Origin of the sequence: Brevundimonas sp. (genome assembly GCF_041919755.1) — a bacterium.
GTDB lineage: Bacteria > Pseudomonadota > Alphaproteobacteria > Caulobacterales > Caulobacteraceae > Brevundimonas.
The window spans coordinates 23,183-43,835 of the sequence record NZ_JAYRTD010000010.1 but is presented as its reverse complement, the minus strand read 5'-3'; the positions used below and the strand labels follow the sequence as shown (position 1 = coordinate 43,835).

The following is a 20,653-nucleotide window of genomic DNA, read 5'->3' as shown; positions in this document are numbered from 1 at the left end:
GACCTCAGCCACCCTGCATCGAGGGCGCGACCCCGCAGGCGTCGCATACCCAGACGCCGCCGCGCTTCTGCAGGGTGAAGTCACCGCAGGCGGAGCAGGCATCAGCGGCGACGGGTGAGGCGGGTCTGTGGACGGTGTCAGGGCGACTTAAGGGCAGGACGACGAGGTTGTCGGGGGCTGCGCCTCGGGCGAAACCCTTGGAAATGTAATGGGCTGCGGGCACCAGCTCGTCGGCCTTACCGGAGCCCAGGCCGTCGGCATCCAGCGGCTCGGCGTCCGCATTGGCCAGTTCGGTCCGGCCCAGATAGCTGACGCCCAGCTCGCGGAAGATGTAGTCGAGGATGGATGTCGCCGAGCCGATGGAGTCGTTGCCGGTGACCCGTCCCGCCGGCTCGAACCGGGTGAAGACGAAGGCGTCCACGAACTCGTCCAGCGGCACTCCGTATTGCAGCCCGATCGAGATGGCGATGGCGAAATTGTTCATCAGCGAGCGGAAGGCGGCCCCTTCCTTGTGCATGTCGATGAAGATTTCGCCCAGTTCGCCGTCGTCATACTCGCCAGTGTGAATATAGACCTTGTGGCCACCGACGGCGGCCTTCTGGATATAGCCTTTGCGGCGGTCTGGCAGCTTGCGGCGGGTGCGATCCCGCTCGATCACCTTCTCGACGATGCGCTCGGATGGCGGCGGGGTCGACGGCTCCTCGCGCCGGGGGCGGTCGTCGAGCGCGGGCAGATCCAGGGCGAAGTCGGCCGGGGCGGGGTTCCGCCGGAACCGCACCGCCTGCGCGCCCGTTTGAGCCGCAGAAACCAGCTTATCGGCCACGTCGTCGATGGAGGCGCGCCAGTCCAGCAGGAGCGCTCTCGTATCAGGCGCATTCAGCGCTTCCAGATACGTGCTCGTCAGTTGCGCGTCGAATGCAGCGGGATCGGCCAGGATATGGCTCAACGCTTCCGGAGCGCTTTCCCAGCCTGACAGATCGTCGTGGCCAAACGCCCAGGCATAGGCCCGCGCGATCGTATCGGCGTCGAAGCCCAGCGTCGTGAGCAGATCAGAGGGCTCGGTCGTCACGCCGAGAACATCCCGCAGGAAGCCTGCGTCGAGCACCGGCGTTCGAAATGCGTCGGCCAAACTTTCCACGCTCAGCAAGGCCGTCTCGACCGCGTCCAGCTCGACGTCCGTGAAGCCGACACCGCGAAGCGCCGCGTGGTCGATGCCGGGGGCGTTCATCAGGGTCCGATGACCGAACAGGTGGCGCTCGGCGGATGCGAGATCGCCGTCCACTCGGGCGATGGCCGCGGCGATCGAAGGCCGGAGGCGCGACTGCACGTCCCCGTCCCCCGTTTGCCAGACCTCGGTCGACGCGAATGCGGACAGGCCGAGCCGCAGGTTCGCCTCCGCATCATCGACGATGCCGCCGAGGCGACGATCGACACCGACGGCCTCTCGCACCACCCCTGCCATCTCTTCGGCAAAGGCGGCAGGATCCGGAGCGGACAGCGCGACATCGGCCAGGCCGCCCAAGCCGATGGCCAAAGGCTGATCCGATGCGGTCAGCGCATTCGCCCACGCACAACAAAGGGATTTTACGAGCGCCAGACGGTCGTCGCCGGACACGGCGGCGATGGCAGGCATCGACAGCAGAATGCCGGGAGCGTCGCCAATGTCGATCAAGGCCTGCGCCTGTTCAGCCTCAGACACGACGACGACATCGCCGTCGGCCATGAGATCAGCTATCGGTCGAGGCGAAGCTGTGATCATGGGGCGGTTTGCAAATGCGATGAGGGGTAGGGGAGCCGGACGGGCGGTCGGTTCCGGCGCGCCAGGCGTCTCGCCTCTCGACGCTCGCAGAATGTCCAGGTCGTCAGCGCCGGCCAGTCGCGCCTGCGCGGCCGCACGAGCGAGGGCCGGGTTGCGTGTGGGATCGGCGCAATCGGCCTGCGGACCTTCGCAGCGATCCACGGCCTCGGCCACCCGGGACAGGGCTGCGCAAACGGCCTCGACGGCCCCCGCCGCCAGGCGTCCAGCCCGTCGTCGGGATATCTCTGCGCTCAAGGCCTGCTCGGCGGCCGGGTCCGAAAGATCGTGGATGCCGCCTTCAACGGCCTGGCCAAGGGCCGGCGTGACCAGTCCAAGTCTAAGGGAGGCGACCAGGTCGGCGTCATTCGCGACCGCCAGCGTCTTGACGTAGTCTTCAATGGCCGCGCTGAGACTGGCTGACGTCGTTTCGGCTGGCGCGACGGCTGCCCAGTCCAGCCAGGCCTCCACTTGGGCGTCGGTCCAGCCGATAGGTGCCTTGACCGTCACGACCCTGTCCGCGCGCTCGAGATCGCGCGGCTCCCAAGGGGTTCGGCTGTCGAGCGCGGCAAGCAAAAGAGGCATGCGGATGTCCAGAGCGATCTGCCACCGCAGACTAGCGGTGTCTCGGGAGGTTCGGCAATAAATCTGGCGGGTTGGTCGGGGTTTACCCCCAAGATGTTGAGTTGGCCGCTGCGGTCGCGCGGCTGGACGAACCGTCTGGCATTTTCTATGTTGCAGCGTGTCGCCGGCGACTTGCCGCGACAAATCACGAGTGGATTTCCTGACGTGCTAGGCAAGATTTTCGGCTGGACCAGCGGCGCGACGCTAGGGACGCTTTTCACCATCGCCAAGCGCGGGGAACTCATCGGCGAGGACGAGTTCGGCAACCGCTATTATCAGTCCCGCGATACCACCAGCTATGACGGTCGCAGGCGGCGCTGGGTGACGTACAATGGCTATGCGGACGCCTCGAAGGTGTCGCCCGACTGGCACGGCTGGCTGCACTACACCCTGGACGAGCCACCGACTGTGGCTCCTCTGGCCCGGCAGCGTTGGGAACTGGACCACGTCCCCAATCTGACCGGCACACCGATGGCGTGGAAGCCGCAAGGGTCTCTGGCTGCCGACGGCAAACGCCCCGCTGCGACCGGCGACTATGAGGCCTGGAGCCCGGAATGAACCCCCGTGGCCTGATCCTGGCAGGGGTGACGGCCGGGGCCATGCTGGTGTCTGGCGGCGTCATCGCCTCGGCCTTGAACGACCTGCCGCAGGATGCCGTGCCCGTGCAGGGCACGACCGCCGACCTGAACCGACAGCAGACGACGCCGAGCACGCCGCCGGCGCAGGCCGCGCCTGTCTCGCCAGAGCAGGCCGGTGCCGCTGTCCCGGTTGAGCCGGTGGTGGTCATCGCGCCGCCGATCGAAGAGGCCGTCGAGGAAGAGGTCGCGGCCGTAGCGCCCGCACCGGTTGTGACATCGACAGAGCCGCTGCGCCGCCAGCGTCGTCGCGTCGCCATCGTCGAGGCGATCGACAAGATCACGGCCCGCTCCATGCGGTTCGAGGTCGAGGTCGGCGGTCGTCCTGTACGGTTCGAGAAGGCCCTGATCATCTCGGCACGGGCCTGCGAGGTGTCGGCGGGCGACGAGCAGGTCGCGGATGCCATCGCCTATCTGGATGTCAGCCTGCAACCGCGTGGCGTAATGCGTGGCGAGCAGCGCCAGGTGTTCCGCGGCTGGATGTTCGCGTCTTCACCTGCGGTCAGCAGCCTGCAGCATCCGCTTTATGATGCGTGGATCGTCGGCTGCAAGGCATAGAAGACCGCAGCTTCGCCGGACATGGGTTCGAACAGGCTGCGGCTGTTGGGCTTGACCGCCAAGGCAGGTTTGAGCCGTTTCAGATAGTTGGCCTGGGGCGTCTCGACCGCGCCGAATTGGGCCAGATGCGTGGTCAGGAACTGGGTATCCAGCAACCGCCAGCCCCCGCGCTTCAGCCGTGCCACCAGATGGACCAGGGCCACCTTGGATGCATCGCGCTCCAGGCTGAACATGCTTTCGCCGAAGAAGGCTCCGCCCAGGGTCACGCCATACAGGCCACCAGCCAGCCGCTCGTCCTGCCAGCACTCGATGGAATGAGCCTGGCCGCGCGCGTTCAGTGCGATGTAGAGCCGACGGATCGGGGCGTTGATCCAGCTGTCCTCACGGCCCGCAGCGGAGGCGGCGCAGGCATCGACGACAGCATCGAAGGCCGTGTCGATGCGGACCACAAAGGTCTCGCTACGAACGGTGCGGCGCAAGCGGGTCGGGATGTGGAAGGCATCCAGCGGAATGACGCCCCGCTGCTCCGGCTCGACCAGAAAGATGCGCGGGTCATCGCGCGCCTCGCCCATCGGAAAGACGCCGGTAGCGTAGCAGTGCAGCAGCTCATCCGGCCCGAAAGCACCAAAGGGGCTGCTGGCACTGAAGCCGGGCTCCTCCACCCGGTCTAGGCCGATGCTTTCTGACGCGCCGCCCACTTCTCCAGCCAGTGAATGTCATAGTCGCCGGACAGGATGTCAGGTTCGGCCAACAGGCGCTGAAAGAGGGGAATGGTGGTGTCGATCCCGCCGACGACAACCTCGTTTAGCGAGCGCCTCAGGCGCGCTATGGCCTCCTCGCGGTCGCGACCGTGCACGATCAGCTTGCCGATCAGGCTGTCGTAGTAGGGCGGAATCGAATAGCCGGCGTAGATTGCGCTATCCAGCCGCACGCCCAGACCCCCAGGGGCATGGAAATCGGTGACCTTGCCGGGAGACGGCGTGAAGGTTTCCGGGTTTTCGGCGTTGATCCGCACCTCAATGGCGTGGCCGTTGAACGCGATGTCTTCCTGACTGAACGACAGCGGCAGACCGGCCGCGATGCGGACCTGTTCGCGGACCAGATCGACGCCGGTGATCATTTCCGTGACCGGGTGCTCCACCTGCAGACGGGTGTTCATCTCGATGAAGAAGAACTCGCCGTCTTCCCAGAGGAACTCGATCGTGCCGACGCCCAGATAGCCGATGGCGGCGATGGCCTTGTTGACCGTCTCGCCGATCTTGGCGCGACCTTCGGCCGACAGGGCGGGTGAGGGGGCCTCTTCCAACACCTTCTGGTGACGGCGCTGCAGCGAGCAGTCGCGTTCGCCCAGGTGGACGACATTGCCGTGGCTGTCGGCGATGACCTGGATTTCGATGTGGCGCGGCTTCTGGAGGTAGCGCTCCATATAGACGGCGCCGTTGCCGAAGGCGGCCAAGGCCTCCGACTGGGCGGTCTGCACGGCCTCGACCAGATCGTCTGCGGTCAGCGCGACCTTCATGCCGCGCCCGCCGCCGCCGGCGGCCGCCTTGACGATCAGCGGAAAGCCGATGGTCTTGGACGCCTCGATAGCAGCCTCGACCGTTTCGACTTCGCCGTCAGAGCCGGGAACGACAGGGATGCCGGCGTCCATGACGGTTTTTTTTGCCGTGATCTTGTCGCCCATAACCCGAATGTGCTCGGGCTTTGGCCCGATGAAGGTCATGCCGTGGGCCTCGACGATCTCGGCGAAGCGGGCGTTCTCCGACAGGAAGCCATAGCCGGGGTGGATTGCCTGGGCCCCGGTGATTTCGGCCGCCGCGATGATCGAGGGGATGTTTAGATAGGATTTGGCGGCGGGAGCCGGGCCAATGCAGACGCTTTCGTCGGCCAGACGAACCCACATGGCTCCACGATCGGCCTCGGAGTGCACGGCGACGGTGGAGATGCCCATCTCCTTGCACGCGCGGTGGATACGCAGTGCGATCTCGCCGCGGTTGGCGATTAGGACCTTGGTGAACATACGCCGTGCCTCAGGCTTGCAGCAGGACGAGAGGTTCGCCGAACTCGACGGGCTGGGCGTCGCCGACGAGGACCTCGACCACGACGCCGTCACGCGGGGCCTGGATCGGGTTCATCGTCTTCATCGCCTCGACGATCAGCAGGGTCTGACCCTTCTTGACCGTGTCACCGGCCTGGACGAAGGGCGGGGCCTCGGGCGAGGCCTGCAGATAGGCGGTGCCGACCATCGGCGACTTCACCTCTTCGCCCGATTTGGCGACGATGGTGGCGGGATCCGACGGCATGGGCGCGGCAGGTGCCGCCGCTGCAGGGGCGGCAGCGGGGGCTTGTGGTGCATAGGCGGGAGCCGCGGCGTACTGCACCGGGGCCGACACGGTCACTTCGCGCGCGACACGAATGTGCAGGTCGCCCCGCTCGACCTCGATCTCGGTCAGGTCGGTGTCGTTCAGGATGTCGGCCAGTTGCCGCACCAGGGCGGTGTCGATCTCGGCGTCGTTCTTGAGCGCGGGGGTCTTGGAATCGGCCATGTGAGCCTCTCTCTGTCCTTTAAACCGAACGGTCCGAATCCTGGCTGCGTTCCTGCACCAGGCCGAGGGCGGCCTTGACGGCCAGTTCGTAGCTGATCGGGCCGAAGCCCGAAATGATGCCGGCGGCGACCGGCGAAACATAGGATCGGTGCCGGAAACGCTCGCGCGCCGCCGGGTTCGACAGGTGACATTCGACGATCGGGATCGTCAGGGTTTTCAATGCGTCCAGCAGGGCCACGGAGGTGTGGGTATAGCCCGCCGCGTTCAGCACCAGGGCCGAGGCCTTGTCGCGTGCCTCCTGCACCCAGTCGATCAATTCGCCCTCGTGATTGGTCTGGCGAAAGACGATCTCGGCCCCGTCGGCGGCGGCGACGCACAGGGTTTCGATGTCGGCCAGCGTCTCATGCCCATAGATATCCGGTTCCCGAACCCCAAGCAGGTTGAGGTTGGGGCCGTTCAGGACGTAGATGACGGACGTTTGGGGCATGAGCTCCGGGCGCTGGACGCCGATGAATCGGGCGGCCTTTTAACTGACGGACCGCGCGGGTCAAAGCGCGACGATGAACGGATTGACGTAACGGTATGCGCATTCAAGTCAACGGAGATACGCGCGAAGTGACCGCGCGGACGATTCTGGAGCTCGTGGAGGCCCTGGGGCTGGATGTCCGCAAGGTGGCGGTGGAACGCAATCTGGAGATCGTGCCCCGATCGCTGCACGCGATGACGGCGCTCGCGGAGGGGGACCGGATCGAACTGGTTCAGTTCGTGGGTGGGGGGTAAGCGATCAAAAGCGGTGACGTGGGTTTTCCCGTCGCGCCGATCGGACTAGGTCAACGCCCATGACCCAAGCTCCCGACACCTGGACCGTCGCCGGTCGCACCTTTTCCTCGCGCCTGATCGTGGGGACCGGCAAATATGCCGACTATGCGCAGAATGCGGCCGCGGCCGAGGCGGCCGGGGCGGAGATCGTGACCGTGGCGGTGCGGCGGGTAAATCTGTCCGACCCCGGCCAGCCGATGCTGGTCGATCATGTCAGCCCGGAGCGGTTCACCTTCCTGCCCAATACGGCGGGGTGCTTCACAGGTGAGGAGGCGGTGCGGACCCTGCGTCTGGCGCGCGAGGCGGGCGGTTGGAACCTTGTCAAGCTGGAGGTTCTGTCGGACAGCGCGCACCTTTATCCCGACATGCTCGAGACGCTGCGGTCGCTGGATATCTTGGTCAAGGACGGGTTCGACGTCATGGTCTATTGCACCGATGACGTAGTCATGGCCAAGCGGCTGGAGGAGGCGGGGGCTGCGGCCATCATGCCGGCCGCCAGTCCCATCGGCTCGGGCCTGGGCATCCAGAACAGGGTCAATATCCGCCTGATCGTGGAACAGGCGACCGTGCCAGTGCTGGTCGACGCGGGCGTGGGCACGGCGTCGGATGCGACCATCGCCATGGAGCTGGGCTGCGACGCCCTGATCGCCAATACGGCCATTGCGGGCGCAAAGGATCCGATCCTTATGGCCAGCGCCATGAAGCATGCGGTGATCGCTGGCCGCGAGGCCTATCTGGCGGGGCGGATGCCCAAGCGGATGTATGCCAGTGCCAGTTCGCCGCTCAGCGGCCTGATCTAGGGGTTTCCCTTGCGGCCCTGGCCCTCTAGGTTCCGCGCCAACGATTTGAGACGAGGTCCACCATGAATACCGCCGACATGAAGCGCGTCGAGACGCACCTGAAGCGCACCTTCAACACGGGCGGCATCATCCTGAAGCCGCGCGGCAAGCCCAGCGATTCCGCCGAGGTCTATGTCGGCGACGAGTTCATCGGCGTGGTCTTCGAGGACGAGGACGAGGCCGGAAGCTTCATGTTCGAGATGGCAATCCTGGCGGAAGACCTGCCCGCAGACTGATCGGTCTCTGCCGAAACAGGCATGAAAAAGCGCCGGTGGAGCGATCCGCCGGCGCTTCTTCTATTCGGGCTTTGGACTACTTCTTGCCGAAGATGATGTCGCCCAGCTTGGCGAAGAAGCCTTTTTCTTCGGCCTTGGCCGGGGCCGGGGCCGGGGAGGGTGCGGCGGCTGCAGCGGGCTTGGGTGCCGTTGCAGGCGTCGAAGCGGCGGCGCTCACTGGTGCAGCCGCGGGTGCGGGTGTCGCCTTGGGGGCCTCGGCAGGAGCGGGCTTCGGCGCTGCGGCGGGCTTGGCCGCGGCGGCAGTCTTGGCCGTCGACGCCGGCTTGGGCGCAGTCTTGGCGGCGGACTTTGCAGCCGGGGCCTTGGTGGCCGGTTTCGCGGCGGGTTTGGGCGCGGCGGCCTTGGCGGGCGCGACGGTCTTGGCGGCGGGCTTGGCCGCCGGAGCCTTTACCGCAGCGGGTTTGGTCGTAGTCGTTTTGGTCGAAGCCGTCTTTGCAGGCGCGGCCTTTGCAGCCGGGGCCTTGGTGGCGGGCTTGGCCGCAACGGCCTTGGGAGCGGTCGCCTTGGCAGCGGGCTTGGCTGCGGCTTTTGCAGCGACGGGGGACTTGGCGGCAGGCTTGGCGGTGGTCGTCTTGGTCGCGGGTTTCGTCGCGGCGGCCTTTACGGCACTCGACTTTGCGGCCGCTTTAGGCTTGGAAGCGGCGGTCGCCGCCGGTTTCGGTTTTGCCGTGCTCGGCGTAGACGGTAATTTAGCCATGTGGTCCCCGACCCCTCGGTGCGATTGATGATGCTGGCGCGAGAGAGCACGCCAGCGCGTGTCCCGAGTCGTTATGATAGCGGTGTTTTCAAATGTCATACAGCCCAGTTCAAATTGTCGCCCGCGGCCCTCGCGCGGTGGCCGAGACGGCGGCTGAGGCGCTGGACGCCGATGTGATGCTGGAGGGGGCCACCTACTCCATCCTGGAGGAGGACGAGGACCGTGACGTCTGGCGGATCGACGGCTATCCGACGACCCAGGCCGAGGCGGACGGCATGGAGGCGCGGCTGCGGGCGCACGACGGTCTGACGGTCGAGGTCGAGGTTCTGGCCGACGCAGACTGGCTGGCCATGTCCCTGTCGGGTCTGCCGCCGGTCGAGGCCGGGAGGTTCTTCGTCTATGGCGCGCATGATCAGGGCAAGGTGCCCGAGGGGCGTGTGAACCTGAAGATCGATGCGGGCGCCGCCTTCGGGACCGGCCACCATGGTACGACCGTTGGCTGTCTGGAGGCGTTCGACCGGCTGCTGGAGACCGAGCGGTTCGACAAGGTGCTGGACGTCGGCTGCGGCACGGGCGTGCTGGCCATTGCGGCGGCGAAGACGGGGTCACCGGTCGCCGTCGGCACCGATATCGACGAGCCCTCCGCCCGGATCGCGAACGAGAATGCCGCGATCAACGATGCGACATGCGATTTCTATTTCGCAAGCGGTCTGGACGATGAGCGGATCGCTCAGCATCTGCCGTACGATCTGGTCTTCGCCAACATCCTGGCCGCGCCGCTGGTCGAACTGGCCCCGGACATCGCCGCTGCGCTGAAGCCGGGCGGGGTGGCCATCCTGTCGGGGTTATTGAGGACGCAGGAGGAGCGGGTTCTGGACGCCTATCGCCCGCTGGGATTCGTGGTCGAACAGACCATCCATCACGATGCCTGGAGCGCGCTGCAGCTGCGCAAGGCTGAGGCGTAAGGAGCCGTCATGCGCCAGACCTTCGACGAAACGACCGATCCGTCCTTCGGGGCGAAACACCTGCCGCTGCTGCGGGCGGAGATGAAGGCGCAGGGGCTCGACGGCCTGCTGGTGCCGCATGAGGATGAGCATCAGAACGAATATCTGCCCGACGCCAACGAGCGGCTGGCCTGGGTTAGCGGCTTCACCGGTTCGGCCGGGGCCGGTGTCGTGCTGATGGACCGGGCCGCGGTCTTCGTCGACGGCCGCTATACGGTGCAGGTCAAGGCCCAGACGGACGAGGCGCTGTTCGAGCGCGTCGAACTGAACAGGCTGTCGACATGGCTGGAAGGCGTTCCGGCGGGATCGGTGATCGGCTACGACCCGCGCCTGCATAGCCCCGATGCGCTCGCGACCCTGCGGGCGGCGGTGGAGAAGGCCGGCGCGACGCTGAAGCCCGTCGAGGCCAATCCGATCGATCTGGCCTGGGGTGCCGATCGCCCCGCACAGCCGCAGGCCCCGGTGGTGCCGCATGACGATCGCTATTCCGGTGAAAGCGCCGCATCGAAGCGCGCGCGGATCGGTCAGGCGATTGCGGCCAGGGGCGCTGAGGTCGCAGTGCTGACGGCACCGTCCTCGCTGGCCTGGCTGTTCAATATTCGCGGTGGCGACGTGATCCGCACGCCCCTGCCGCTGGGACAGGCGGTGGTGAAGGCCGACGGTACGGCCAGGGTCTTTCTTGATCCCGCCAAGGTGACCAATGCACTGCCCGGCTGGCTGGGCGATGCGGTGCTGCTGGAGGCCCCCGAGGCGCTGCCTGGCGCCCTGGACGGCCTGTCCGGCCAGAAGGTGCTGATCGATCCGGCGGTGTCCTCGGCCTGGTATTTCGACCGGCTGGAAGCCGCGGGAGCCACCATCGTGCGCGGCATGGACCCCTGCGCCCTGCCACGGGCCCAGAAGAACGAGGTTGAGATCGAGGGCAGCCGTCAGGCGCATATCCGGGACGGCGCGGCCCTGACACGCTTCCTGCACTGGGTCGATACGGTGGCGCAGGTCGAACTGCCGGACGAGCGCGCCGTGGTCGAGGCGCTGGAGGGCTTCCGCGAGGCGACGGGCATGTTGAAGGACCTCTCCTTCGACACCATCGCCGGCGTTGGTGGCAACGGGGCCCTGCCGCACTACAAGCCGGTGGGGGCCAAGATCCGGAAGATGGAGCAGGGCAGCCTGCTGCTGGTCGACGGCGGAGGGCAATATCTGGACGGTACCACCGACGTGACCCGCACCATGGCTATAGGAGAGGGCACAGCGGACCAGCGGCGGATGTATACCCTGGTGCTGAAGGCCCACATCGCCATGGCCGTCATCCGCTTTCCGGCGGGGACGACGGGGCACCAGCTGGACGCCATCGCGCGCCAGCCGCTCTGGAACGCCGGCTTCGACTACGACCACGGCACCGGCCACGGCGTCGGCTCCTATCTGGGGGTGCACGAGGGCCCGCAGCGCATAGCGACGGCGTTCAACAGCCAGCCCCTCCTGACCGGTATGATCCTGTCCAATGAGCCGGGCTACTACCGCGAAGGACATTGGGGCATCCGGATCGAGACGTTGCAGGTCGTGACGGCACCAGAGCCGATCCCGGGTGGAGAGCGGCCCATGCATGGGTTCGAGCAACTGACCCTCGCCCCGCTGGATCGCAGGCTGATCGATGTGGCGCTGCTGACGGCCGAGGAGCGCGCCTATGTCGACGCCTATCACGCCGAAGTGCTGGCCAAGGTCGGGCCGCTGTTGGCGGAGGGCGTGCAGAAGGACGAGGGGGCGCTGGCATGGCTGAAGCGTCAGTGCGAACCCTTGAACTGATCCGGGGCGGTGCGCATCTGAAGTGCCGCTGACGAAGCTGTCGTCGGTCCCATCACATAAGGAGAGCGCCCCATGAAAACCCGCACACTGGGCCGGAGCGGTCCCGAGGTCTCGGCCATCGGTCTGGGCTGCATGGGTATGGCGGCCTTCTATGGTCAGGCGTCGGACGAGGCGCAGGCGACGGCGGTCATCCACCGGGCGCTGGATCTGGGCATTACCCTGTTCGACACGGCCGAGATGTACGGCCCCCACACCAACGAGATCCAGGTCGGCAAGGCGCTGGCGGATCGGCGGGACCGGGCCTTCGTCGCGACCAAGTTCGGCATCGGCTACAATGCGGAGCGCACGGCGCTGACGGTCGATGGGTCGCCCGCCAATGTTCGCCGCGCGATCGAGGGCAGCCTGAAGCGGCTGAACATGGATCACGTCGATCTGTATTATCTGCACCGCGTCGATCCGAACACGCCGATCGAGGAGACAGTCGGGGCGATGGGCGAGCTGGTGACGGAGGGCAAGGTCCGCTTTCTGGGCCTGTCCGAGGCCGCGCCCGAGACGATCCGCAAGGCGCATGCGACCCATCCGATAACGGCCCTGCAGACCGAATATTCTCTGTGGAGCCGGGAGCCGGAGGATGAAATCCTGGCGACCGTCGATGAACTGGGCATCGGCTTTGTGCCCTACAGCCCCTTGGGACGTGGCTTCCTGTCCGGTGAGATCAAGTCGATCGACGACCTGACGGCCGATGACTTCCGGCGCACCAATCCACGCTTCATGGGCGAGAACTTTCAGAAGAACCTGGATTTGGTCACCGCTGTCGGTGCGATCGCGGCGGACAAGGGCGTGACGGCCGCGCAACTGGCTTTGGCCTGGGTGCTGGCGCAAGGGCCGCATCTGGTGCCGATCCCGGGCACGCGGCGGATATCGACACTGGAAGACAATGCGGCGGCGGCGGAGATCGTGCTGACGGCTGAAGACCTGGCGCGGATCGAGGCAGTGTTTCCCAAGAACGCGGCAGCAGGAGATCGCTATGCGCCCGCCGGTCGAGCGGCCCTGAATCGTTGAATGATCGCCTGGTGTTATGCGATTAGTGCCAGCCACTCATCTTCAGTGAGCACCTTCACGCCGTGCTTCTGGGCATCCGCCAGCTTAGAGCCGGCACCCGGCCCGGCGACCAGATAGTCGGTCTTTTTCGACACAGACCCTGAGACCTTGGCCCCGAGGCTTTCGGCACGGGCCTTGGCCTCGTCGCGCGTGAAGCGCTCCAGCGCGCCAGTGAAGACCACCGTCTTGCCCGCGACGGGCGTATCGGACTTCGGACGCTCGGCGTCCTCGACCTTGTCCAGTTCGGCGATCAGGGCCTCGACGACGGTGCGGTTGTGCGGCTCGTGGAAGAAGTCGGCCAGGGCGCGGGCGGCGACGGGGCCGACGCCGGTGATGCCCGCGATCTCCCCCAGGGTCGCGGAGGGGCCTTCGGTCCGCGCGACCTGGGCCAGACGCCGGATGCCGTTCCAGTCGGTGGCCAGGGTCGCGATGGCGCGCCGCGCCGGGGCGGCCAGACCGGGAAAGGCGAGGGCGATCTTCTGATCCAGCGGGGCGTCGGGCCAGGGATCGGCATCGCCGAGGCGGGCCTCGGCCAGGGCGGCCATCACGCGCGGCGATACGCCGTGAGCCACGGACAACTGGGTCCACTCCGGCGAGGGCAGGCCGGATGCGGCCTCCAGGCACGCGGCCTGAAACGCAGCCCAGCTGCCGAAGTGGCGGGACAGCAGAAGAGAGGTCTGTTCGCCGATGTCGCGGATGCCCAGGCTGAAGATCAGGCGGTCCAGCGCGATGGTCCGCCGCGCCTGAATGCCCGCGACCAGATTGCGGACGCTCGTTTCGCCATAGCCGTCCTCATTGCGCAGGATCGACAGTCGGGTCTCGTCACGGGCCAGGCGGAAGATGTCGGCGGGCTCCCTGATCCAGCCGCGTTCGTGGAAGGCGATCAACTGCTTCTCGCCCAAGCCCTCGATGTCGAAGGCGCGGCGGCCGACAAAATGTTTCAGCCGCTCGACGATCTGGGCGTCGCAGATCAGACCGCCGGTGCAGCGGCGGCGCACCTCGTCGCCCTCGCGCACTGCCTCGGACCCGCAGACCGGGCAGTGGGTGGGGAAGACATAGGGCACGGCCTCCGGCGAACGGCGATCCAGCACCACACCGACGATCTGGGGGATGACGTCACCGGCGCGTTGCAGGGTGACGGTGTCGCCGATCCGGACGTCCTTGCGGGCGATCTCGTCCTCATTGTGCAGGGTGGCGTTGCGGACGACGACGCCACCGACGGTGACGGGATGTAGCCGGGCGACGGGCGTCAGCGAGCCGGTGCGACCGACCTGGATGTCGATACCCTCCAGCACGGTCGTCGCCTGCTGCGCCGGAAATTTGTGGGCGATGGCCCAGCGGGGGCTGCGGGCGATGAAGCCCAGCCGCTGCTGCCAGTCCAGCCGATCGACCTTGTAGACGACGCCGTCGATGTCATAGCCCAGGGTGGCGCGGTCGGTTTCCAGTTGGCGATAGACGTCGATCAGGCCGGCGGCGTCCTCGACACGGCGCGAGCGGTCGTTGACCTGAAACCCCCAGGCGCGGAACGCCTCCAGCGCTTCGGCTTGCGTCCCTGCGAACACCTCGGAGACCTCGCCCCAGGCGTAGGCGAAGAAGGTCAGGGGGCGACCGGCGGTGATCTTCGGGTTCTTCTGACGCAGCGAGCCGGCGGCGAAGTTGCGGGGGTTGGCATAGGTCCGGCGGCCTTCCGCCTCGGCGGCCGCATTGAAGGCGTCGAAGGCGTCGGTGGGGGCATAGACCTCCCCCCGGATCTCGATCACGCGTGGCCAGCCGGTGCCGGACAGGGTGCGCGGGATGCTGTCCAGGGTCTTGAGATTCTCGGTGACGTCCTCGCCGGTCTTGCCGTCGCCGCGGGTCGCGCCCTGGACCAGAACGCCGTCCTCATAGCGTAGGCTGGCGGACAGGCCGTCGATCTTGGGCTCGGCGATGAAGGCGATGGGTTCGTCGACAGGAAGCTTGAGAAAGCGCGCTATGCGGGCCACGAAGTCGCGCACCTCGTCCTCGTCGAAGGCATTGTCGAGCGACAGCATGGGCACGCCGTGGCGCACGGGCGCAAACTGGGTCGAGACAGCGGCCCCCACGGCCTGCGACGGGCTGGTCTCGGTGGTCAGGGTCGGGAAACGCGCCTCGATGGCTAGGGCGCGGCGCTTCAGGGCATCATAGTCGGCGTCCGAAATCTCGGGTGCGTCCTCGGTGTGATACAGGGCGTCATGATGCGCCAGTTCGGTGCTCAGGCGAGCCAGCTCGGCAACCGCTTCGGCTTCGGTCAGGGTATCGACGGCGGGTTCGGACATGGAATCGCAGAGCCTCCTGACAGCAGAGGTCTTCTAGCATCGACCCGTTCCGCATGAAGGGGGTGCCGGCTCTTTCGAATGGCGAGGGATCATGACAGGGAGTTCATCTGACAGCCGACGCCGGTCCCGCTAGCGTCGCGCCCTGATCAAGGAGCCGACATGCGTTTCGTCCCGTCCCGCAAAATCCCCCTTCTGACCGCGGCACCTGTCGCCGTCACCCTGTTGCTGGCCGGCTGCGGCTCCATGTCGAACACCGAGGCTCCGACAGCGAGCGCACCTACCCCGACCGCCTGGCAGCAGCAGGCGCTGGACGACATCCGTATCTTGTCGGCCGACGACATGGGCGGTCGTGACACGGGCTCGGCGGGTGGCAAGATGGCGCGGGACTATATCGTCGGGCGGCTGGAGGCGATGGGCGTCGCCGCGCCGCCGGTGGGCCGATTCCAGCCCTGGGAGGCCCAGTCCCGGGGCAAGACCTGGAACGGCATCAATGTCATCGGCCTGATCCCCGGCACGCGCGTGACCGACAAATATATCGTGGTCACCGCCCATTACGACCATGTCGGTACCCAGGAAGGCCTGATCTACAACGGGGCCGACGACAATGCCTCGGGCGTCGCCACCATGCTGGCGCTCGCCGCCGATCTCAAGCGTCAGGCTCCGGAGCACAGCGTGCTGATCGTCGGCTTCGACGGCGAGGAGCATGGTCTTCTGGGTGCCAAGCATTTCGTCGAGGCCCCGCCCGTGCCTCTGACCTCCATCGCCATGAATCTGAACTTCGACATGACCGCGCGGGCCGAGACCGACGGCAAGCTGTGGGTCACGGGCACCTACCAGAATCCGCAGTTCCGCCCGATCCTCGAAGGCATTCCGGCCAATGGTGCCGTGTCGCTGGCCTTCGGCAAGGACACGCCGCAGGACACGGGCACCGACAACTGGGTTGAGGCGTCAGACCACGGGCCGTTCTATCGTGCGCAGGTGCCGTTCCTGTATCTTGGGGTGAACTATCATCCGGATTATCACCGCCCGTCGGACGATTTCGAGCGGATCACGCCAGCGGTCTTCATCAGTTCGACGGAGCTGGCGATTGCGTCATTCCGGGCGTTGGATCAGAACCTGAACCGCTGATCGCGAGCGCGTTTCGGTCGCAAAGATCAGGCTTGAAAACGTCGAAATTCGAGCGCTGTCTCCGCATCAGGAGACACGCTCATGACCACTGCGCCACTGCTCGACATCCAGGCCGTCCAGAGGATCCGCAAGGTCGCGATCCTGGTCGCGCTTCTGGCCCTGATCGGCCTGTCGGTGGTCAGCCAGTCGATCGGCGGCGTAGATGGCGACTGGCACGAAAGTGTCGAGGCGATCGGTCTTGGAGCGATCGTTTTCTCCATCGTCGGACGAGCCTGGTGCTCTCTTTACATCGGGGGACGCAAGAAGGCCGAGATCGTCGATCGCGGTCCGTATTCGATCAGCCGCAATCCGCTCTACGTTTTCAGCTTCTTCGGCGCCTTCGGGGTGGGCGCGCAGACCGGCAGCCTGACCATCGCTGGCCTGTTCGTGGTGGCGGCGTTCCTGGTCTTCCTCATGACGGTCCAGCGGGAAGAGGCCTTCCTGTCGCGGGAGTTCGGCGAGCGCTACGCAGCCTACAAGGCGCGGACGCCGCGTTTTGGACCGCGCTTCTCATTGTGGCGTGACGAAAGCGAGCTGACGGTCCGGCCCGCCTTCTTTCTTCTGACGATCCGGGATGGGCTGGTCTTCCTGCTGGCTTTGCCGATCTTCGAACTGATCGACATGGGGCAGGCCGAGGGCTGGCTGCGGGTATTCGCACATCTGCCCTGATGATCGTCAGGCCTCGCTGCGAATATCCAGCTTCAGCCCCATGATCTCGGCCAGGGCCTTGCCGCGCTTGCGGGTCTGTTCGCCCAGCAGGGCGTGCGCATAGCCGTCGGTGGCGCTGAGGATCAGCTGGCCATTCTCGACGGCGGCGCGGACATTGACCAGCAAGCTGGGCGACCGACCCGACAGATCACAGGCCAGGCGGATGGCGATGCCGAGGGTGCGGGCCTTTCGGCGCTGATCCTCGTTCAGCACACGTTCGATGATGTCGGGCTCGGGCGTGGATGCGCCGCCGCCATAGCGAGCGTTGACAGCACAGGCCAGCCAGGCGCGCTCGGCATGGGTCTGGCCCGGCACGGGCGCGCGCAGGACCTGGTCGAAGGCCAGTTCGACGCGGTGATCGACATGGAGCCGCGCCCCGATGTCGGCCACGCGGCAGGCGGCGTCGGCCAGCATGACATCGCGCTCGGCTGAAAAGGATGCGGGCAGGGTGTCGAGCAGCGGCTGGACCCAGGCGTGCAGGACGCCGGGCAGGGTGGGGGATATGCCCTGACGGACGCCCAATGAGGTGCAACCGGCCAGCAAGGGATCGTCGGCGGCGACCTCCGGCTCCAGCGCTTCGTAAAGCAGGCCCTCCCGCACACCCCAGGCCGACAGGACGATACGCTTCAGGCCCAGCCGCTCGATCAGGCCCTCGAGCACGAGCGCGGCATAGGGCAGGGTTTCGGCCCGCTTCTTCGAAAGGCCCGGCCAGGCCTCCAGCGAGGCTTTCGACGAGCGCGCTACCAGCCGGGCGATGTCGCGGGCCGAGGCGGCGTCCAGTTCGTACTGGTGCACCACCTTCAGCGGATATTGCGCATGGGACATGTGCACCTGGGCCAGGGTCCGCCACGCGCCGCCGACGGCATAGAGGGTGTCGGTGCTGAAATCCGGCGCAGCCTTCAACCGCTTGGCGATCAGGCCACGCACCCGGTCGGCGTCGAATCCGGCCGGGTCGGAGAGTGAGAAGGGCCCCAGCGGCAGGGTTACGCCGCGCTGCACCTGACCGTCGCCGACGCGTGTCAGCTCCAGACTGGCACCACCCAGATCGGCGGATACGCCGCTGGCGTCGGGGATGCCGGCCAGTACGCCGAGGGCGGCGTAGCGGGCCTCGTCCTCGCCGGACAGGACGCAGACCTGAAGGCCGGTCTCAGCGGCGACCTGATCGCAGAAGGCCTGGCCGTCGGCGGCCTCGCGCACGGCAGCAGTGGCGGCGACGAAGACATGGGCCGGCCGAACCGCCTCGATGACGGCCGCAAAGCGTTTCAGGGCCGTCAGCGATTGCGCCGCCCCGGTGACCGACAGCTTGCCAGTGGTGGACAGGTCGCGCCCCAGACCGGCCAGAACCTTTTCATTGAAGACGGTCCAGATGGCCCGGCCCTCCAGCCGGTAGAGCACCAGGCGCACGGAGTTGGAGCCGATGTCGACGGCGGCGACATCCTGGGGCGGGCCGAGCGTGGTCAGCGGCATCAGCGCTTCTTCCGCGCGGGCGTGTAGCTGAGGTTTTCAGGGCGGGTCTTCACCTTGCGGCCTCGGCCCGACAGGCTGGGGTTGGTCATGAAGTATTTGTGGGCCGAGAAGCCATGCTCGGCATCGGCCGGCTGGACGCGGCGATAGGCACCGTCGGACTCCAGCACCCAGCTCTGTATGTCATCCTTCAGATTGGCGACCATGATCTGATCCAGCACCTGGTCGTGGACGGTGGCGTTCAGGACCGGCGTCATCAGCTCGACCCGGCGATCCAGATTGCGGTTCATCCAGTCGGCCGAGGAGATGAACAGTTTTGCCTTGTCGTGCGGCAGGTCGCGGCCATTGGCGAAGGCGACGATGCGGCTGTGCTCCAGGAAGCGCCCGACGATCGACTTGACCCGGATATTGTCGCTGAGGCCCGGCACGCCGGGGCGCAGGCAGCAGATGCCGCGAATGACCAGCTCGATCCGCACGCCCCACTGGCTGGCACGGTACAGGGCATCGATGACCTCCGGATCGACCAGGGAGTTCATCTTGGCCCAGATGGCGGCCGGCTTGCCCTTGGCCGCGGCGGCCATCTCCCGGCCTATCAGGTCGATCAGGGTGGATTTCATGTTCAGAGGCGAGACGACCAGCGCTTCCAGCTCATCGGGCTGGGCATAGCCGGTGATGTAGTTGAACACCCGAGACGCATCGCGACCGAGCATCGGGTTGCACGAAAACAGCGACAGGTCGGTGTAAACCCGCGCGGTCACGGGGTGATAGTTGCCGGTACCGAAGTGGCAGTAGGTGCGCAGGGCATCGGCCTCGCGCCGCACCACGACGCTCAGCTTGGCGTGGGTCTTGTACTCGACGAAGCCGAAGACGACGTGGACACCGGCCCGCTCCATGGCCCGCGCCCACTTAAGATTGGCCTCCTCGTCGAACCGTGCCTTGATCTCGACCAGGGCGGTGACGTTCTTGCCGTTCTCGGCCGCCTCGATCAGGGCGGCGACGATGGGGCTGTCCTTGGAGGTCCGGTAGAGCGTCTGTTTGATCGCGATGACGTTGGGGTCGCGTGCGGCCTGACGCAGGAACTGGACCACTACGTCGAAGCTCTCGAACGGGTGGTGGATCAGCATGTCCTTTTCGCGGATGGCCGCGAAGATGTCGCCACCGTTGTCGCGGACGCGTTCGGGATAGCGCGGCTCATAGCCCTTAAACTTCAGGTCCGGATGGCCGCCCGCGATCAGGTCCGAGACCTGGGCCAGGCCCAGCATGCCGTCGACCAGCACCGTGTCCTGGGGCGCGGCGTCCAGCTCGTTGGTGATGAAGGTGCGCAGATCGTCGGGCATGGACGCCTCGATCTTGATGCGCACGACCGAGCCCATGCGACGCTGCTTCAGCGCCTCCTCGAACTCCATGACCAGGTCTTCGGCCTCTTCCTCGATCTCGATGTCGCTGTCGCGGATCAGGCGGAAGACCCCGCGCTCCAGCACGTCGCAGCCGGGGAACAGGTGATCGATGAAGAGCATCAACAGGCTCTCCAGCGTCAGATAGCGGCTGCGACCGGGCGTCGAGCGCCCGTCGGTGGCCAGGGGCCAGAACCGCTTCACCTGGGCCGGGACGGGGACCAGGGCATAGAGGGTGCGGTTATCCCGCCGCCGCTTCAGCTTCAGGGCCAGCGAGAAGCCGAGGTTGGGCAGGAAGGGGAAGGGGTGGGCCGGGTCGATGGCCATGGGCGTCAGCACGGCGAACAGCTGGTTCAGGAACTCCGGTTCCAGCCGTTCGCGCTCGGTCTTGGTGATCTTGCCGGCGTCGACGACCTCGATTCCGGCGTGGGCCATCTCCTTGCGCAGCTGACGCCAGCGCAGCTGCTGCTCGTCCATCAGGGCACCAGCGGCGATATTGACCTGCTCCAGAGCCTCGGCCGGGGTCAGGCCGTCGGGCGAGACCACGCGGACCCGCTCACGCACCTGACCCTTCAGTCCGGCCACGCGCGTCATGTAGAACTCATCCAGGTTGTTGGCCGAGATGGACAGGAACCGCAGCCGTTCCAGCAGCGGATGGTCCGGATTGGCCGCCTCTTCCAGTACGCGACCGTTGAAGGCCAGCCACGACAGCTCGCGATTGAAGAACCGCTCGGGCGAGGCCATCAACGCCTCGGACAGCTCCTGCTGCTGGGCGCGGGAGGAGGGGACTTCCTCGCCGCTCGTGGCGTCATGGATGCGCGTGTCGCTCATGCACCGGTTCTGACCGGTCGAGGCCGCGGCTGCAACCGTGGAAAGACGACACGAAAACGCCGCCCGATCCTGGGACCGGGCGGC

Annotated in this window: 19 protein-coding genes; 10 read left to right on the top strand and 9 right to left on the bottom strand. The window is 66.5% G+C overall.

What is annotated here, in order from left to right:
- Positions 1-4 precede the first annotated feature (4 nt).
- Positions 5-2,380: a TSCPD domain-containing protein gene (locus ACE3TH_RS12050; RefSeq protein ID WP_374599963.1), complete on the bottom strand. Its 2,376-nt coding sequence runs from the start codon at positions 2,378-2,380 to the stop codon at positions 5-7.
- Positions 2,381-2,584: 204 nt separating this feature from the next.
- Here ACE3TH_RS12050 and ACE3TH_RS12045 point away from each other — a divergent pair, with 204 nt between their 5' ends.
- Together ACE3TH_RS12045 and ACE3TH_RS12040 are read left to right on the top strand one after the other, a co-directional pair.
- Positions 2,585-2,977, top strand: a complete 393-nt coding sequence (locus tag ACE3TH_RS12045; protein ID WP_374599961.1) for an NADH:ubiquinone oxidoreductase subunit NDUFA12 — start codon at positions 2,585-2,587, stop codon at positions 2,975-2,977.
- Positions 2,974-3,612 (top strand): DUF2155 domain-containing protein, encoded by a 639-nt coding sequence (locus ACE3TH_RS12040; RefSeq protein ID WP_374599959.1) that lies wholly within the window; start codon positions 2,974-2,976, stop codon positions 3,610-3,612. The genes ACE3TH_RS12045 and ACE3TH_RS12040 overlap by 4 nt, the downstream gene beginning before the upstream one ends.
- On the opposite strand, the gene aat is transcribed toward ACE3TH_RS12040, so the two are convergent.
- The 4 genes from aat to aroQ are packed head-to-tail and all read right to left on the bottom strand — an operon-like array spanning position 3,579 to position 6,645.
- Positions 3,579-4,274 (bottom strand): leucyl/phenylalanyl-tRNA--protein transferase, encoded by a 696-nt coding sequence (aat, locus tag ACE3TH_RS12035; protein ID WP_374600074.1) that lies wholly within the window; start codon positions 4,272-4,274, stop codon positions 3,579-3,581. The two genes, ACE3TH_RS12040 and aat, sit on opposite strands and share 34 nt — an antisense overlap.
- Positions 4,275-4,279: 5 nt before the next feature.
- Positions 4,280-5,632: an acetyl-CoA carboxylase biotin carboxylase subunit gene (accC, locus tag ACE3TH_RS12030; protein ID WP_374599957.1), complete on the bottom strand. Its 1,353-nt coding sequence runs from the start codon at positions 5,630-5,632 to the stop codon at positions 4,280-4,282.
- Positions 5,633-5,642: 10 nt separating this feature from the next.
- Positions 5,643-6,158 (bottom strand): acetyl-CoA carboxylase biotin carboxyl carrier protein, encoded by a 516-nt coding sequence (accB, locus tag ACE3TH_RS12025; RefSeq protein WP_374599955.1) that lies wholly within the window; start codon positions 6,156-6,158, stop codon positions 5,643-5,645.
- A 19-nt stretch (positions 6,159-6,177) separates the two neighbouring features.
- Complete coding sequence (aroQ, locus tag ACE3TH_RS12020) at positions 6,178-6,645, bottom strand: type II 3-dehydroquinate dehydratase (RefSeq protein WP_374599953.1); 468 nt, start codon at positions 6,643-6,645, stop codon at positions 6,178-6,180.
- Between the two features lie 95 nt (positions 6,646-6,740).
- Here aroQ and thiS point away from each other — a divergent pair, with 95 nt between their 5' ends.
- From thiS to ACE3TH_RS12005, 3 genes are all read left to right on the top strand, one after another.
- Entirely contained in the window at positions 6,741-6,938 is a 198-nt protein-coding gene (gene thiS / locus ACE3TH_RS12015; protein WP_374599951.1) for a sulfur carrier protein ThiS, read from the top strand.
- Between the two features lie 59 nt (positions 6,939-6,997).
- Positions 6,998-7,777 (top strand): thiazole synthase, encoded by a 780-nt coding sequence (locus ACE3TH_RS12010; protein ID WP_374599949.1) that lies wholly within the window; start codon positions 6,998-7,000, stop codon positions 7,775-7,777.
- Positions 7,778-7,839: 62 nt separating this feature from the next.
- Positions 7,840-8,052 carry a DUF3126 family protein gene (locus tag ACE3TH_RS12005; RefSeq protein WP_296168566.1) on the top strand — a complete coding sequence of 71 codons (213 nt, stop codon included), beginning with the start codon at positions 7,840-7,842 and terminating at the stop codon, positions 8,050-8,052.
- 76 nt (positions 8,053-8,128) lie between these two features.
- On the opposite strand, the gene ACE3TH_RS12000 is transcribed toward ACE3TH_RS12005, so the two are convergent.
- Positions 8,129-8,809, bottom strand: coding sequence for a hypothetical protein (locus tag ACE3TH_RS12000; protein WP_374599947.1), 681 nt, complete (start codon positions 8,807-8,809; stop codon positions 8,129-8,131).
- 92 nt (positions 8,810-8,901) lie between these two features.
- Here ACE3TH_RS12000 and ACE3TH_RS11995 point away from each other — a divergent pair, with 92 nt between their 5' ends.
- The 3 genes from ACE3TH_RS11995 (at position 8,902) to ACE3TH_RS11985 (ending at position 12,672) form a co-directional block, all read left to right on the top strand.
- The gene (locus ACE3TH_RS11995; protein WP_374599945.1) at positions 8,902-9,774 is read left to right on the top strand and encodes a 50S ribosomal protein L11 methyltransferase; all 873 of its coding nucleotides are present in this window, start codon (positions 8,902-8,904) and stop codon (positions 9,772-9,774) included.
- A 9-nt stretch (positions 9,775-9,783) separates the two neighbouring features.
- Positions 9,784-11,610 carry an aminopeptidase P family protein gene (locus tag ACE3TH_RS11990; RefSeq protein ID WP_374599943.1) on the top strand — a complete coding sequence of 609 codons (1,827 nt, stop codon included), beginning with the start codon at positions 9,784-9,786 and terminating at the stop codon, positions 11,608-11,610.
- A gap of 72 nt (positions 11,611-11,682) precedes the next feature.
- A complete protein-coding gene (locus tag ACE3TH_RS11985) occupies positions 11,683-12,672 on the top strand; it encodes an aldo/keto reductase (protein ID WP_374599941.1) in 990 nt (329 codons plus the stop codon).
- A 14-nt stretch (positions 12,673-12,686) separates the two neighbouring features.
- On the opposite strand, the gene ligA is transcribed toward ACE3TH_RS11985, so the two are convergent.
- A complete protein-coding gene (gene ligA, locus ACE3TH_RS11980) occupies positions 12,687-15,005 on the bottom strand; it encodes an NAD-dependent DNA ligase LigA (protein WP_374599939.1) in 2,319 nt (772 codons plus the stop codon).
- Between the two features lie 159 nt (positions 15,006-15,164).
- On the opposite strand from ligA, the gene ACE3TH_RS11975 reads away from it, so the two are divergent.
- Both ACE3TH_RS11975 and ACE3TH_RS11970 read left to right on the top strand, forming a co-directional pair.
- On the top strand, positions 15,165-16,133 hold the full coding sequence (locus ACE3TH_RS11975) for a M28 family peptidase (protein WP_374599937.1): 969 nt from the start codon (positions 15,165-15,167) through the stop codon (positions 16,131-16,133).
- Between the two features lie 81 nt (positions 16,134-16,214).
- Entirely contained in the window at positions 16,215-16,841 is a 627-nt protein-coding gene (locus ACE3TH_RS11970) for an isoprenylcysteine carboxylmethyltransferase family protein (protein ID WP_374599935.1), read from the top strand.
- Positions 16,842-16,847: 6 nt separating this feature from the next.
- On the opposite strand, the gene ACE3TH_RS11965 is transcribed toward ACE3TH_RS11970, so the two are convergent.
- Together ACE3TH_RS11965 and ACE3TH_RS11960 are read right to left on the bottom strand one after the other, a co-directional pair.
- Positions 16,848-18,347: a Ppx/GppA family phosphatase gene (locus tag ACE3TH_RS11965; protein WP_374599934.1), complete on the bottom strand. Its 1,500-nt coding sequence runs from the start codon at positions 18,345-18,347 to the stop codon at positions 16,848-16,850.
- Positions 18,347-20,569: an RNA degradosome polyphosphate kinase gene (locus ACE3TH_RS11960; protein ID WP_374599932.1), complete on the bottom strand. Its 2,223-nt coding sequence runs from the start codon at positions 20,567-20,569 to the stop codon at positions 18,347-18,349. The genes ACE3TH_RS11965 and ACE3TH_RS11960 overlap by 1 nt, the downstream gene beginning before the upstream one ends.
- Positions 20,570-20,653: the final 84 nt, after the last annotated feature.

Excerpts from the sequence above, each read along its gene's own strand:
- ACE3TH_RS12050 (WP_374599963.1), bottom strand. The coding sequence starts at position 2,380 with ATGCCTCTTTTGCTTGCCGCGCTCGACAGCCGAACCCCTTGGGAGCCG.
- ACE3TH_RS12040 (WP_374599959.1), top strand. The coding sequence starts at position 2,974 with ATGAACCCCCGTGGCCTGATCCTGGCAGGGGTGACGGCCGGGGCCATG.
- accC (WP_374599957.1), bottom strand. The coding sequence starts at position 5,632 with ATGTTCACCAAGGTCCTAATCGCCAACCGCGGCGAGATCGCACTGCGT.
- accB (WP_374599955.1), bottom strand. The coding sequence starts at position 6,158 with ATGGCCGATTCCAAGACCCCCGCGCTCAAGAACGACGCCGAGATCGAC.
- aroQ (WP_374599953.1), bottom strand. The coding sequence starts at position 6,645 with ATGCCCCAAACGTCCGTCATCTACGTCCTGAACGGCCCCAACCTCAAC.
- thiS (WP_374599951.1), top strand. The coding sequence starts at position 6,741 with ATGCGCATTCAAGTCAACGGAGATACGCGCGAAGTGACCGCGCGGACG.
- ACE3TH_RS12010 (WP_374599949.1), top strand. The coding sequence starts at position 6,998 with ATGACCCAAGCTCCCGACACCTGGACCGTCGCCGGTCGCACCTTTTCC.
- ACE3TH_RS12005 (WP_296168566.1), top strand. The coding sequence starts at position 7,840 with ATGAATACCGCCGACATGAAGCGCGTCGAGACGCACCTGAAGCGCACC.
- ACE3TH_RS12000 (WP_374599947.1), bottom strand. The coding sequence starts at position 8,809 with ATGGCTAAATTACCGTCTACGCCGAGCACGGCAAAACCGAAACCGGCG.
- ACE3TH_RS11995 (WP_374599945.1), top strand. The coding sequence starts at position 8,902 with ATGTCATACAGCCCAGTTCAAATTGTCGCCCGCGGCCCTCGCGCGGTG.
- ACE3TH_RS11990 (WP_374599943.1), top strand. The coding sequence starts at position 9,784 with ATGCGCCAGACCTTCGACGAAACGACCGATCCGTCCTTCGGGGCGAAA.
- ACE3TH_RS11985 (WP_374599941.1), top strand. The coding sequence starts at position 11,683 with ATGAAAACCCGCACACTGGGCCGGAGCGGTCCCGAGGTCTCGGCCATC.
- ligA (WP_374599939.1), bottom strand. The coding sequence starts at position 15,005 with ATGTCCGAACCCGCCGTCGATACCCTGACCGAAGCCGAAGCGGTTGCC.
- ACE3TH_RS11975 (WP_374599937.1), top strand. The coding sequence starts at position 15,165 with ATGCGTTTCGTCCCGTCCCGCAAAATCCCCCTTCTGACCGCGGCACCT.
- ACE3TH_RS11970 (WP_374599935.1), top strand. The coding sequence starts at position 16,215 with ATGACCACTGCGCCACTGCTCGACATCCAGGCCGTCCAGAGGATCCGC.
- ACE3TH_RS11965 (WP_374599934.1), bottom strand. The coding sequence starts at position 18,347 with ATGCCGCTGACCACGCTCGGCCCGCCCCAGGATGTCGCCGCCGTCGAC.
- ACE3TH_RS11960 (WP_374599932.1), bottom strand. The coding sequence starts at position 20,569 with ATGAGCGACACGCGCATCCATGACGCCACGAGCGGCGAGGAAGTCCCC.